The organism is Bradyrhizobium sp. Arg237L, from assembly GCF_029990105.1.
In the GTDB taxonomy this organism is placed as follows: Bacteria; Pseudomonadota; Alphaproteobacteria; order Rhizobiales; family Xanthobacteraceae; genus Bradyrhizobium.
On the sequence record NZ_JAQMIL010000021.1, the window covers coordinates 48,601 to 61,136 of the forward strand.

At 56.9% G+C, this 12,536-nt stretch carries 14 protein-coding genes and 1 tRNA gene; 9 read left to right on the plus strand and 6 right to left on the minus strand.

All coding sequences use genetic code 11. The features are described 5' to 3' along the window. Positions 1-69 precede the first annotated feature (69 nt). A complete protein-coding gene (locus OZ411_RS15135; protein ID WP_282528617.1) occupies positions 70-873 on the plus strand; it encodes an NADPH-dependent F420 reductase in 804 nt (267 codons plus the stop codon). On the opposite strand, the gene OZ411_RS15140 is transcribed toward OZ411_RS15135, so the two are convergent. Then, positions 863-1,105, minus strand: coding sequence for a hypothetical protein (locus OZ411_RS15140; protein ID WP_282528618.1), 243 nt, complete (start codon positions 1,103-1,105; stop codon positions 863-865). The two genes, OZ411_RS15135 and OZ411_RS15140, sit on opposite strands and share 11 nt — an antisense overlap. 82 nt (positions 1,106-1,187) lie before the next feature. Between OZ411_RS15140 and OZ411_RS15145 the strand changes: the two genes are divergently transcribed. Together OZ411_RS15145 and OZ411_RS15150 are read left to right on the plus strand one after the other, a co-directional pair. Further along, a complete protein-coding gene (locus OZ411_RS15145) occupies positions 1,188-1,562 on the plus strand; it encodes a nuclear transport factor 2 family protein (protein ID WP_282528619.1) in 375 nt (124 codons plus the stop codon). Between the two features lie 138 nt (positions 1,563-1,700). Then, entirely contained in the window at positions 1,701-2,645 is a 945-nt protein-coding gene (locus tag OZ411_RS15150) for a LysR family transcriptional regulator (protein ID WP_282528620.1), read from the plus strand. A 302-nt stretch (positions 2,646-2,947) separates the two neighbouring features. Here the strand turns inward: OZ411_RS15150 and OZ411_RS15155 are convergent. After that, positions 2,948-3,018: transfer RNA gene (locus OZ411_RS15155), tRNA-Arg, on the minus strand. Positions 3,019-3,151: 133 nt separating this feature from the next. Between OZ411_RS15155 and OZ411_RS15160 the strand changes: the two genes are divergently transcribed. The 3 genes from OZ411_RS15160 (at position 3,152) to OZ411_RS15170 (ending at position 6,147) form a co-directional block, all read left to right on the plus strand. Continuing rightward, positions 3,152-4,021, plus strand: coding sequence for an Arm DNA-binding domain-containing protein (locus tag OZ411_RS15160; protein WP_282528621.1), 870 nt, complete (start codon positions 3,152-3,154; stop codon positions 4,019-4,021). 1,406 nt (positions 4,022-5,427) lie between these two features. After that, positions 5,428-5,574: a hypothetical protein gene (locus OZ411_RS15165; protein WP_282528622.1), complete on the plus strand. Its 147-nt coding sequence runs from the start codon at positions 5,428-5,430 to the stop codon at positions 5,572-5,574. Between the two features lie 315 nt (positions 5,575-5,889). Continuing rightward, positions 5,890-6,147, plus strand: a complete 258-nt coding sequence (locus OZ411_RS15170; RefSeq protein ID WP_282528623.1) for a type II toxin-antitoxin system RelB/DinJ family antitoxin — start codon at positions 5,890-5,892, stop codon at positions 6,145-6,147. A gap of 829 nt (positions 6,148-6,976) precedes the next feature. On the opposite strand, the gene OZ411_RS15175 is transcribed toward OZ411_RS15170, so the two are convergent. Continuing rightward, entirely contained in the window at positions 6,977-8,437 is a 1,461-nt protein-coding gene (locus tag OZ411_RS15175; RefSeq protein ID WP_282528624.1) for a pentapeptide repeat-containing protein, read from the minus strand. A 347-nt stretch (positions 8,438-8,784) separates the two neighbouring features. Between OZ411_RS15175 and OZ411_RS15180 the strand changes: the two genes are divergently transcribed. Then, positions 8,785-9,072: a hypothetical protein gene (locus OZ411_RS15180; RefSeq protein WP_282528625.1), complete on the plus strand. Its 288-nt coding sequence runs from the start codon at positions 8,785-8,787 to the stop codon at positions 9,070-9,072. Positions 9,073-9,277: 205 nt separating this feature from the next. Further along, entirely contained in the window at positions 9,278-9,985 is a 708-nt protein-coding gene (locus OZ411_RS15185; RefSeq protein WP_282528626.1) for a hypothetical protein, read from the plus strand. A gap of 1,161 nt (positions 9,986-11,146) precedes the next feature. Here OZ411_RS15185 and OZ411_RS15190 read toward each other — a convergent pair. Then, entirely contained in the window at positions 11,147-11,518 is a 372-nt protein-coding gene (locus OZ411_RS15190; protein ID WP_282528627.1) for a hypothetical protein, read from the minus strand. Positions 11,519-11,734: 216 nt separating this feature from the next. Here OZ411_RS15190 and OZ411_RS15195 point away from each other — a divergent pair, with 216 nt between their 5' ends. Further along, entirely contained in the window at positions 11,735-11,995 is a 261-nt protein-coding gene (locus OZ411_RS15195) for a hypothetical protein (protein WP_282528628.1), read from the plus strand. A 23-nt stretch (positions 11,996-12,018) separates the two neighbouring features. Here the strand turns inward: OZ411_RS15195 and OZ411_RS15200 are convergent, their stop codons facing one another. Then, positions 12,019-12,246, minus strand: a complete 228-nt coding sequence (locus OZ411_RS15200) for a hypothetical protein (protein WP_282528629.1) — start codon at positions 12,244-12,246, stop codon at positions 12,019-12,021. Continuing rightward, positions 12,240-12,473, minus strand: coding sequence for a hypothetical protein (locus OZ411_RS15205; RefSeq protein ID WP_282528630.1), 234 nt, complete (start codon positions 12,471-12,473; stop codon positions 12,240-12,242). The genes OZ411_RS15200 and OZ411_RS15205 overlap by 7 nt, the downstream gene beginning before the upstream one ends. Between the last annotated feature and the right edge of the window lie 63 nt (positions 12,474-12,536).

The following is a 12,536-nucleotide window of genomic DNA, read 5'->3' on the forward strand; positions in this document are numbered from 1 at the left end:
GCGCGCGACAAGGCGGTCGCGCGAAACCTATCGGCGGGCTCCGCCATCCACTGAAGAAAGATATCGTTGATGACACGAACAATCGGAATTATCGGCTCTGGCCTTGTCGGCAAAGCAGTCGCGCATCTAGCAATTGCGGCGGGGTATCGCGTCGTGATCAGCAATTCGCGCGGTCCTGAAACACTCGTTGACCTCGTCAAGGGACTTGGGCCGCGCGCACGTGCTGGAACGGTAGAAGAGGCGATTGCGGCCGGGGATCTCGTTACGATCGCGATCCCACTGGCGACGTTCGAGAAGTTGCCGGCTGACAAACTTGCGGGGAAAGTGGTCATCGATCAGACCAACTACTATCCGGGCCTTGGAGAATTTCGTCGGGCCGACCTCGACAATGGCGAGTTGACCTCGAGCGAACTGGTGCAGAGGCATCTTCCAAGCGCGAAGCTCGTCAAGGGCATCCACAACCTTGGCTGGGTTCACATGCAGTACAACTCCCGGCCGAAGGGCAATGTCGAACGGACTACCCTGCCCATTGCCGGTGACGACGCTGCCGCGAAGGAAATCGTGACGCAGTTCATCGAGACGATTGGTTATGACGTGCTTGATGCTGGCTCGCTCGCCGACAGTTGGCGCATCGAACCCAACACGCCGATCTACTTCTGGCCTTACATCCCCTCCATTCCGGAAGGTCTGACGGAAGCCGAGGCAAAGGAAGTCTACCAGCAGGCGGGCGCCCCCATCTCCCGCGCAGCGGCAAAGGTTCTGGTCGACGCGACCGAACGTCCGTCGCCGATCGGAGGAACTCTGGAGGGAATGCCGCCGATCCACATCGCCTTGTTCCTCGAGCTTGCCAGCGGGAATACCGTCAAGAAGTAAAACCTCTCGGCCGGGCGTTCCATTGGGGGGCCCGGTGACCGATTTCGATCGATTGAATTGCGGTGATGTCCGCGAGCGCGGGCGCGGATCCGTCGTCTTCGATGCGCCGACTGGCTTCAGGAGCCGCGGCTTGAGCGACTTTTTTTGAAGAGGAATCCGAGCCGGTTGCCTCTTCGCCGACCGCCTCGGACACGCCTCCAAATTCGGTGAACGCGAAAATCAAATGTTGCAACACGCGTCGCCCGATGGCGACGAACAGATCAGGAGTACATGCTGTGATTAGCGCAGGTCATCTCGAGGCTTTTCTGGGATCCATGAGCATCGGCAACGTTGTCGGCGCGGCCGTTCATCTTGCCGACAGCATCGAGCTGCTCAGCCCAATCGTGCCCACGCCTTTCCAAGGAAAAGAATGTGTCGCCGATGTTCTCACCAAGCTGTTGGACACGGTAGATGCTTTTGAACCGCAGCTCCTATTGCACAATGGAGCAGATGTCGTCGTCGTTTTGACGATCAGGTTTGGCGATCATGTCATCGATGCCTTCGACCATATTCACCTCAACAAGGATGGCCTCATCGAGAGGATGACGGTGGCGTGGCGTCCGCTGCCCGCTGTCGTCGCAGTGCAGCAGCGGCTGGTCCCAAAGCTGGGAGGCAAAGCCATGCAGTTGGTCCCAGTCGATGAAACCTAGCGCCCGTGGCTCCGATCTGCATTTCGGTGCCGGCGAGTCTCCCACACCGCGCGCAGCCTTGAACGGCGACGGCGCGGCAATCATCGCGCGGGGCCACACAGCGTACCTCTCCAACAAATGATATCAGGCTCGCGCTGATTGCAAATTCCAGCGGCGGGTGACGGAACCTTCTCTATGACAACCACAGTCGGTTTTTCCGAGATGCAGGTCTTCGTCACGGTGGTGACGGAGGAATCCTTCACCGCGGCGGCCGAACGGCTCGAGACGGACAAGGCGCGAGTGAGCCGTATTGTACAGAGGATCGAAGCAAAGCTCGGTGTGCGGCTGCTCAACCGATCGACCCGGGGGCTCCGGGTGACCGAAGTCGGAAGGGAATATTTCGAACGTGCTTCTTCGATTCTGGCCGCCGCGCAAGCGGCCGAGGCCGCGGTGGCACAGCAAAGCCAAGTGCCCAAGGGGCGTCTGAAGATCACGGCGACCCCCGAATTTGGAACCACACGGGTCGACAACTGGATCGCCGCCTACTTGTCCAAGTGGCCGAAGGTGACGGTTGAAGCGGTATACTCGATCCGGTTTGTCGATATCATTCATGAGGGGATCGATGTCGCCATCCGCATCGGCGTATTGCAGGATTCGGATCTTTCTGCGCGCAAGATTGGAGAGGTGACCTACGGTCTCTATGCATCTCCGGATTATCTGAAGCGTTCAGTGGCACTCCGCACGGTCGGCGATCTCAAAGGACACGATCTCATCATGAAGGCGTCGGGCGGCCGCTCAAGTTGGACGTTGGTCAACGACCGGGCGACGGAGAAGGTATCGCAGCCGCCGCGCTGCATGCTCGACAACATAGTCGCCGCCAAGAACCTGACGGTGTCCGGATTGGGTATCGCGCAGCTTCCGCGCTTCATGGCTGAGCCGCATGTGGTTGATGGGGCCTTGCTCCGTGTTCTACCGGACTGGGCGAGTATCCCGATGCCCGTCCACGCCGTATTCGCCTCTACCCGCTACATGGACCCAAAGGTGCGCGGCTTTGTCGATCTGTGCCGCGACGCTTTCAGGAACGGCAACGACGATCTCGGATGAAAGTCGTAATGCAAAATGTCCCCGCGTTCGTTTGTGCTAGGCACGCACCGGCGCGTGCGGGAGTCTCGAAGGAGAAAGATGCAGCTTATGGCGCGAACCGGTCGTCGTGGATGTTAGATTCGCTAGCTCCCGCAAACTCGACCTATAGTCCGAACAACCTCCGGTGGATTGGACCGACCCACATTGCCAGCGCCAATTCAAGCGTGTGTAGAAATTTTCTCCCAATTGCTTACTCGCGCGAATGAACCAGAACTGAAGTCTCAGGCTGAGTCAGCATATCGTGTTGCAAAACAAGGAAAAGCTGGCGCACCCGACACGATTCGAACGTGTGACCTTTGCCTTCGGAGGGCAAGGGTGAGCACATTACCCCTGCTTACCCGAAATCTCTTGGGATTACCGTGTCCGAGTTGTAGGCTGTTTTCAGCCTGATTTGGGGGCTAAGGTCATTACCCTGAATTTCCCCCGTTTTCCGGCTCCTGCTTACCCAGCGCTTACCCGAGAGAAAATTGCCGAGGCTCACGATACGCACGGTCGATGCCGCGAAAACTACGGGAGCCGACGTCTTCCTGTGGGACGACGAACTGCCGGGCTTTGGTCTGCGAGTGAAGAAGAGCGGCGCCAAGTCCTTCATCGTCCAGTACCGCAACGCCAATGGCCGAAGCCGCCGGCTCACTCTCGGCCGGTATGGCGTCCTGACCCCCGAAGAGGCCCGCAAAGACGCCAAATTGGCCCTGGCGGATGTCGTGAGGGGTGCAGATCCCGTCGAGAGCAAGAAGCTAGCCCGCGGCGCGATGACCGTTGAGGAACTTTGCCGCGAATACCTGGACAAGGCCGAGCGGGGCTTGATCCTGACGCGGCGCGGCGAGACGAAGAGCAAGACGACCCTGTACAGCGACAAGGGGCGGATGGAACGCCACATCATCAAGCTTGTGGGAAAGAAGACCGTGAAGGGCTTCACGTCTACCGACGCCAAGGGCCTTCAACGCGACATCATCGCTGGCAAGTCAGCTGCTGATGTGAAAACCAAGGTGCGAGGCCGCGCGATCGTAACCGGTGGAAAGGGTACCGCGGCTCGAATGATGGGCCTTCTTGGGGGGATATTCAGCTACGCTGTCGATGAGGGCTACCGGCCTGACAATCCCGTCAGTGGCATCAGGCGCCCAAAAGATCGGACGCGGGAGTGGCGCCTGGACGATGCTGGTTATCGCCGCTTGGGAAAGTGCCTCAGTGCGGCGGAGATGAATGGTGAGCATTGGCAACCCATTCTTGCGAGCAGGACCGCTGCGATGACGGGTTGCCGCCTGGATGAGGTCGAAGGCTTGCTCAAGACTGAGGTGGATACAGTCGGTATTCGAGACGGAATGATGGTGGCCTAGGGGCCTTCATCGGACGGATACCATGACACCATGGCTGCTTGCGTCGATGCCAAGCCGCCAAACAGCGAGCAGATACGCAAGATGTCTACGGCAGATCTGTACCGTTGGTATCAGCTGTCAAATCGGGCGGCAGATGTGGTAGCGATGGCAGACGGGATCGCCCGCGGCTGATCGGCGGATGTCAATCCCTGCAGCAGGGCGCTCGTCCTGACGCGGCCCGAGTTCGAGCGTGAGCTGAAATACCGGTAGTGGTTAGCCGCGGCTACCTCCCCCTATGAGAGGCGGTCGCCCGCCAGGCGGTTTTAGTTCTCTCTGTCAGCGCGAAGTGCTCGCCGGTCATGCCCATCGGCGTGTACGACGAGCTATGCTGGCTTGAAGTGTCGAACTGCACTCTGGTGTAGGTGATGCCAGGGATACTTTGCAACTTCCTTCAGCTACGGTGGAGGAGCCGAGGCGACTTTCGGCTTTTTGTCGCCCTAGAACAGTTGAAGGACTGGCCCGATGATCAAATTTGCCTTGCTGATCCTCGTTTCTGTCGGCGCCATGGAGACTGCCAACGCACAATCCGACGCTGTCGGTCTCAACCCCCGTTTGGCTTACCGCAAGTGGTGCGTAGCGCCGATGCCCATATCTAACGCATATGCTGAGGGCGGCGCCTCCATGTCCATTCGCTGTCGGCTTGAAGACCTCAGCCAAAGGGAGGGAGAAACCTGCAACTGTAGCTTGGGTATCTCTACGCCCAATTGTGGGGCGATTTCAGTAGTTGGAAGGGTTCGGCGGGTTCGGCGCTTTTAACCGCCGGCCTAACGCATTTTTTTCGTGCCTCTTGCAGGAATGTCGGGATGATGGGTGGTCGCCCGGCGACATCGACGGGATCCTCGTTGCGCCCGAGATTAGGCGCGGAGACCACCCTCAATGATTAGACTGACACCGAAAAAGATCGAGTTCATAGGTCCGCTTGGAACATGCGCCTTCATGGTCGCATCGTTTTGTGTCCTGGTAGCCGTCGTGCTCCTCAGGACCGCGTAGCTCGACCCAGGGCGGCGGTCTCGGCCTCCGCCCTGGCAATCTCAGCGCAAAGATCTCGCCGGCCATTGGCCCTTAGATGAAGCGCTCGCCTTAATGGCCTATCCTCAGCCTGCCTTGCGCTTGATCACCTTCTTTGCTGAAGACTTGGCGGGCTTCGATTCTTCGCTCGCCTAGATACGTCAACTATTCCGAGCATGAAGCCCACCTGCCGGAATGGCAGGCTGCAATCCAGGCGCTTATGTTGGGGCCGAACTGAGCGGTCCGAGGATGTTCGCGCGCATCGGCATCATACGCGATCTAAACCGCGGGCACGTTCGCCAGTTCAACCCCGCGCGCAAGGATCACCACTGGGGCAAGAGAAAGCTCAAGAGGGACCAATGACCGTGTTCGTCTATGTCGATACCAGCAAGCAGGTTGGGGACCGGGACCACATCAAGGTCTTCGCCAGCCAGGGCGCCGCCGAGACGTCATTTCAGGAGAATGACCCGGAGGGCGTGGCGTTCGAGTATGAGGTATTGAAGTGACCCAAGCACGGAGTATGACAACGAGTTGCCGTCCTGCCAGTTCGAGCCGCCGCTCGCGTACGGCGATGCCCGGTTGTGTGATAATTTGCACAGACGACCGGGTTCCGCAGAGCGTTCAAGGTCAGTGGCGGCGTCTTCCTTCGATCATTTTGGCGCTAACCCTCTGAATTTTAAGTAAAAACTCTCCGTTAATTAAATTTTCGTGCTCTTATAGGAACGTGTTGCGTACGTACTGCGTTCGTGATTACATCTGCCGTACAGAAGAGATCGTACGATACAAACAGCGATCGTACCGCGCACCTGGATAGGTGACATATGGCCAAGACAGCAACAATCAACGCTCGTATCGAACCCGTCGTTAAGGCGAGGGCAGAAAGCATTTTTGCTGCCATAGGGATAAGTGCGTCTGACGCTATCGGCCTGTTTTACCGTCAAGTGGCGTTTCGGAAGGGTCTACCCTTCGACGTTTGCGTTCCTAATGCCACGACCGTAGCTGCTCTTGAAGAGCTAGAGCATGGTGGTGGCGAGGTTGTGCACGGCTCAACCAGTCAACTCTTTGACGAACTAGATTAGTTCGTTCAAACATCGGAGTGCATGAAGCCACTCCGAATCGCAGGACAGTTCAAAAAGGATTTCCGCGCTTGCACAAAGCGCGGATTTCGTATGCACAAGCTAGAAACCATCATTGATAAGCTTCGCAAGGGCGAAGCCCTTTCACCGATCGATGATGACCATCCTCTAAAGGGCCCATGGCAGAATTATCGTGGCTGCCACGTTCAAGGGGACTGGGTACTAATTTACCGAAATGATGGTGAGGAGTTACTGTTGGCGAGAACGGGCACGCATACTGAGCTATTTGATTAGCCAGAAATTTAGGTGTCCTAATTCCCCTCTGCGAGTCTCGGGCAAGTGACTAATCCTCAAATCGCCATTGCCTGCCTCATCGGCGTTATTCTGCTAGCTGGCCTGTTTGTGGCCGATGCGTACTCAAGATGCCGACAGGAGCATGGCGCCGAGTATAAGTGCTTCCCGACTGGGAGAAGGCTTGTCCGATAGTTGACCTAGTTCACCCGGCGCGAGTGTCCGAACTCGCACAGCACCCGAACACTATGCGGCGTCCATTGAGTGCACCAGCCTCGGCGTTGGTCGCATCTCAAATCTAGCCTTCTTCGTCGTCTTCCCACTCGAGATCGCAAGCTATTCTAGCGTCCACGCTAGTCTCAGTGGTGAAACCAGTGGACATTCTCGGACAAGAGCCTGCGGGCCGCCTCCACCGCCTCCTGTTTGGAATTGCACTTTTGGTGGATGACTTGGATGGACTCGTTGCTGCGCCGCGTCCCATCCCAGCGCATCGTTCCTGCCGCCGTGGCATACCAAGCCTGATTTCGTCTTTGACCTATTGCTATTTGTTCTTCTCTGGGCCGTCCTCGTTTGGCGGCACCCACTCTAAGCGCCGCAACACTACGTGGCCTTCCTGCTTCACAAGTTTCCATCCCGCCGGTGGTCCGTTCCATCCCCTCGGGAAAAAATCAGGCAAAGGACCATCGCCTGGTGAACCCACTATCGCACCATCCCAATTGTTATAATCCACAAGCTCCGCTCCGGTAAAATCCGCGTTCGTCAATATGGCGCCGCTCATGTTGAGCGCACCCGCAAAAGGCATCCCTCCCGGACCGGCTGAACGCGTGCGCTGGTTAGTACGCGTGAAGTCAGCTCCATCCAGATCGGCCTCTTCAAACGAAGCTCCTCCAATCGATGATCCGATAAACTTTGCTTTCGGCATCCGAGCTCCGTCAAATCGCGCCCACTGCAAACGGGATTGGCTCAAGTCTGCCCTAACTAAGCTAGCTCCTCGGAAGTCTGCTTTTGTGAGCACAGATTCTTGCATATCTACATAGTCAAGAATCGCGTGGTTCAACCGCGCAGCCTCTAGGTGGGCCCTCCGAAAATTTACAAATGGCAACCTGAATCTTGAGAGATCCGCATCGTCAAGCTGCGCGCTTTGGAGGTCCGCGGCCTCGAAAATGCAATCCGGGGGCGGCTTCAACTTGCTGGTGATCAAGGCGAGTAGTATTTGCCCTCGTTCGGTACTCTGCGGTCGCTCAGACAATGTCGGAGTCCGCTTCCCATCTTGCTCAACTACCTCAAGGCGGAGGTAGGGGGTCGCGGCTAGCGAATATGCCGCAAGTCGAACGCTTTCAGCTTCGCCAAGAGACTTCCCAGAATTAGAGGCCACGATCTGAAGTAACGCGATAAGATCAGGCGTAAGCGTGGCTCTTCGCTGCGCGGCTTCGGCTGAGATCGTCTGCAGATCCAGCTTGTCGTTTTGCTCCTTGAGCAGACTAGTCTGTTCCTGCAACTTTTTGTTTTGCTCGCTGAGCAACAATGTCTGACGAAATATCAGCGCAGTCCCCGCCAACCCGCCGAGGGTTACGAGCAGTGCAAGAGACGTCTGAACAACCCATCGACGAGCGGCGCGCGGAGTATACCAAGCTAGCGCTTCCAAAGCCGCTCGCTGTACGTGTTCGATTGATTGTGGAGCTTTCCCCGCCTGGTATGCCTTTGCTGCATCGCCAACTTCCAGCACAATAGAGTCGAGCGACCCCTTTGCGCTTCCCAAAAACTTTCGGACTGCCCATATGCTTGTTGGAATCACAACAACAAGCACAGTGGCGCACAGTCCCAATGCGACAATGAAGGTGTGAAGAGCAGAGTCAATCCATGGCGCGGAAACGTCGAGTGCACCAAATAGCAGCGCCCAGCTGAGCACTGAGCCGATCACGATGCCGATCACAAGGAAGGTAACGAGAGCACCTAATCCAGAGGCCTGCGTCCGATCCCGACCAGCACGTACGTCATCCATCTCGGATTACCCCTCTCCGTCTCTCGCATCATGCTAGTGTTGCCAGCGGATCGCAACCACTCTGCCTGGCCGCTGTCGCGTGACGAGAAGAAGCTAGCGGAAGTTTTTCCGCGATCAGAATAGGTCGCCGTTCAAGACCTTTGCCGAAGCCGAGAATGGGTGTGAGGCGATATACTGAAGCACCTGATCGATGACGGAGTGGTATAACTCATTTGCCACGCCTTCCGGCTTTACTTGTGATCGATGGGCAGGATGGGTAGTCGCTACCTATGGGTATAAGACGCCCTCTTGCGCTCGCCCTCTAGTTGCGTAATGCTGCCGCTTGGCGACGATGGGAGATCTCAACCATGAGTGATCCAGATGCGAAGGCGACAAAGTTCTTCGACGACCTGGGTGACCGTCCGTCAGAGGATATCGAAGTAAAAACCCTAAACTATTTTACTTTCACTATCGAACCCAAGGAATGCGCCGACGAATGTCGGCTGAAATTTCAGCTGATCATCTCTAAAGCTTGGTCCATAGCGGCTGCAAGCAACATTTGGCTTTTCAATCCTCGCCCCGCGAGAGAATGGACCGTTCCCGGTTGGAAAGGGAAAGGATTGCTGTACGATCTTGCAACGATCACGAAGTCATAGGCCAGCGGCAGCGGCTCCAACAGATTTTATCGCTTGGCGCCCCGCCTAGAAATCAAAGCAACACTTGCCCGCGGCCGGCGTATCGTCGAACGGCAGGTTTGCCCGATTCGACCTCAAGTCAGCCAAGGCCGCCGTTGAGGCACCGCCCGATCGTCGGGGACGGCCGCGCGGCTCCGCCGTAGCCCTCCATGCGAACGGACCAGGAATGGCAGACGATGATATTTCAATTTCAGTCAAGGATGCGCTTGTCTTAGTGCCAGGCGCGGCAACGGCGCTCGCTCTGTGTTTCGAGGTAGGCTCGTTTATCCCAATTGGCATTGCAGCATTTACGTATTTTTCGATATCTGAGCACATCACTTTTGCGGTGCCAGCTATCCCGATAGCACTCGTCTGTGTGCTACTTGGTGTTTATCTAACCACCGTGTTCCACTTTCTGGAAGACGGGCGTCTTCCAGAAAGTTTAGCGCGTCTCTTCCCGGACGTCGGGGAGGACGTCACAAGAGACATATTCAACAAACTAATGTGGACTACCGCAGTTGTTGTAGTCCCTCTCTCTGCCGTCCTCGCAATCTATTCTAAGCTCATCTTTATTTTTTTTCTCGGCCTGCTTAGTTGCGCCTTTTTGGCTGTCCTTCTACTTAGAGCACCGGCGAAGGCTTTTATCGGAGTGGTGGGTCTCGTCTCTTTGGCTTTCGCGCTGTCGATGGGAATGGACTCCTCTCGCATCTACTTGAACGGCGCACCTGCAGCGACAGTTCGCACCGACAATGGATCTATCCAAGCCGTGATTGTGAGGAGCGGGGAACGTGGGGTGCTTCTATACTATCGCTCCACTTTGTCCTTTGGATTTAAAAAATGGGATTCCATAAAGTCTCTCGACTGGCCTCGCCAAAAGCTCCTAGAGCCTGATTGAATTTCGGACGATCTGTAGTGAAGCGCGCTCTCGGGACAACAGCTTCAAAGCCTTCAAGCATCTCGGGCGGGGCGCCATCGTCGCTCCAGCTGCCGGCTGGGCATAGCATGCCGGGGCCACCCGAGGGACCCACCAGCTCTTGTGGGTCGCTTTCGACGTGAATCCACAAGCCCTACCGACTTGCTATGGTGATGCCCGCGCGCGATGCTTGGGGAATGGGTACGAAGTCTCGATAGACTCTCTACGGCGCCTCCGTGTGCGCCTCAGCCGAGCGCGCAGCAGAAGAAGGGGTGCGTGAATGTGGAGATCAGCCTTCGCAATAGTTGTCATCGCCTGCATGATATCTGGTGCGGCATCGGCGCAGGACATTTTCATGCCGGCCCCCAGAAGATCTATTCCATGACTAGGAATTGCGTCTACAACAGCGCGTTTTATTCTCAGGGCGCCGTCATTTGCCTCGGCGGGGTCGCGGGCTCCAATGCAGCAGTGGCAGTTGGGTCACCACTCAGGATCCCGCTGCCTGGAAGGACCAAGTCCCCATACCGGCTCCGCGGCAATAACTCCTAGGCATACCCTCGCGCTGGCTGGTTCGCCTCCAGCGGCAGCACGCCTGCATCCAATCCGTACCTGCCCGGGGATGCACCAACCGCCGATTGAAGCCGCCCCTAATCCGCCAGTAGATCTGCAATGTCAGCCGCTTCGCGATTAGGCCGAACTTCTTCGCCGCTGCACACGGCCTTTGCTCGCTCACTTCCCGGATGGTCTTCTGAGCGGCTTCGCGGGCGGCCTCGGTGCCCATCATGCCTCTCTTTTTTCGGACACGCGCGATCTTGAATCGGGGTACCGAGCCTTCCGTGCTTTCCTTCCTATAGCATTGACTGCCAAAGGAGGACGCCATGGTGCGGCATCGTTGGACGGTAGCCGCCGCCCTTTTCGCTTGTGCCGTAATTGGCTGGGTTCTCGTAGCAGAGCGCCCTCGAGAGAGGTCGGTACGGCTAGAAACTTCGCATTCCTTGAGTGCGGATCCTGATCTGCGGTTGATATCCGAACGCAGCGAATACATGCGGACGGAACGGTGAAGCACCGGCGCGTGGTCTCTGGGACGACGGGAGTGTGCGCGCGGCGGGTAGTCAGCGGCGACGGTCGCTGGCCGTGCTTGTCTCAATGCGGCACATTGCCAGACTGAGTAGTTGGAGGCTTTCCGAAGATGACTCCGATTGCATCGACAAGGCGATTGATGATGATCAGTACGAGGGTCGTACTAAATCCAAACACAAACGGCATCAGCAGAGTTGCGGCCATCTTAGCATCACTTGATATGTTCGGCCTGCTACCGAACGTCCGAACGAAGGATTCGAAATTCTCGAACCCGAACCCGAACGGCAATGCAAAAATAAGGCCGAACATCGCGCCCAATATTATCCGGATTCCAAGAAGCTTCTTATTCCCAATATCGAACGTGATGTCCTTTTGAAGCGAGAGCGCATTCATCGCGATGTATGCAATTGAGCCGAGCGCGCCCAGCCTGTGCATTCTCTTCTCCCCGCTGCGAGCGCGCATCGCCGTTGCCGCCCGTCATGGTCAGCAAGTCTCCGTCCAAGAGGTTGTAGCCGATCGTCACCGAGTCTGGTTGCCAGGATCCACAGGCTCGCCAGATCGCGGAAGAGATCAGGCAGCTGCGCGAGGTTTAAGCACACCGATCGGCCCGCTCATCCTTGCAATCGCGCTGATCGAGCCTATTTCCAGCGCATGAACCTGACAGAAGTCGAAGACCAGGCAATACAAGCCCGCATGGCGCTCGTCGTCGGCGCGAAGACGTTTGACCGCCTGTTCGCCGGCATTCACTTCGACGAGCTCGATGGCGACATCTTGTTCGTCTACGCAAAGGATGAGGAGATCGCTGCGGAAGTCGAGGACAACTTCTCGCTTCACATTCAGATCGCGGCTTCGAAGATCTTGAAGCGCGAGGTCAACATCGTGATGGTGCTGCCAAAGCAGTTCGTTCACTAGACCTTCCTCGATGGCGGGATCATCTACGGAATATCATCACCGCGTGTTCGACCGCCGCCGATCGAATGCGGTCTATTCCAGAAAAATTCGCGATTGCCTGTCGCGGCCTCGGCATATTGGTCTATGGCCAGTATGATCGCTTGGACATGGTGATAGCACCATCCCTCGTGCACTCCGATTTTTCGAACCTCGGCCAAAGCTTTGAGGAACGGCGGCTGATCCGCGGCGTCGGAAAAGTATCTCTTCACCACTTCCGACCTCCGAGCACCTTCCCTGCGGTTGGTCCTGGCAACTCGTTCTTGAGCCTGTCGCGTTCGGCGCAAAGCCCTTCGATCTTCGCGAGCATCCGCTGCAGGAGGATTTCAGCAGACGCGGTACAGATCCCTGCCCGTTGAAGCTTCAAAATGTCGTTTCGCTGACGCCCGACCTGGACGCGCATGTATTCGATTTCCCGACGGACGAACTCGAGATCCGGCATGGAGGCCCCTCTAGCGTGGAGCTCATTATTAGAACGAAACAGGAACATTCTTTCAAGTTACAA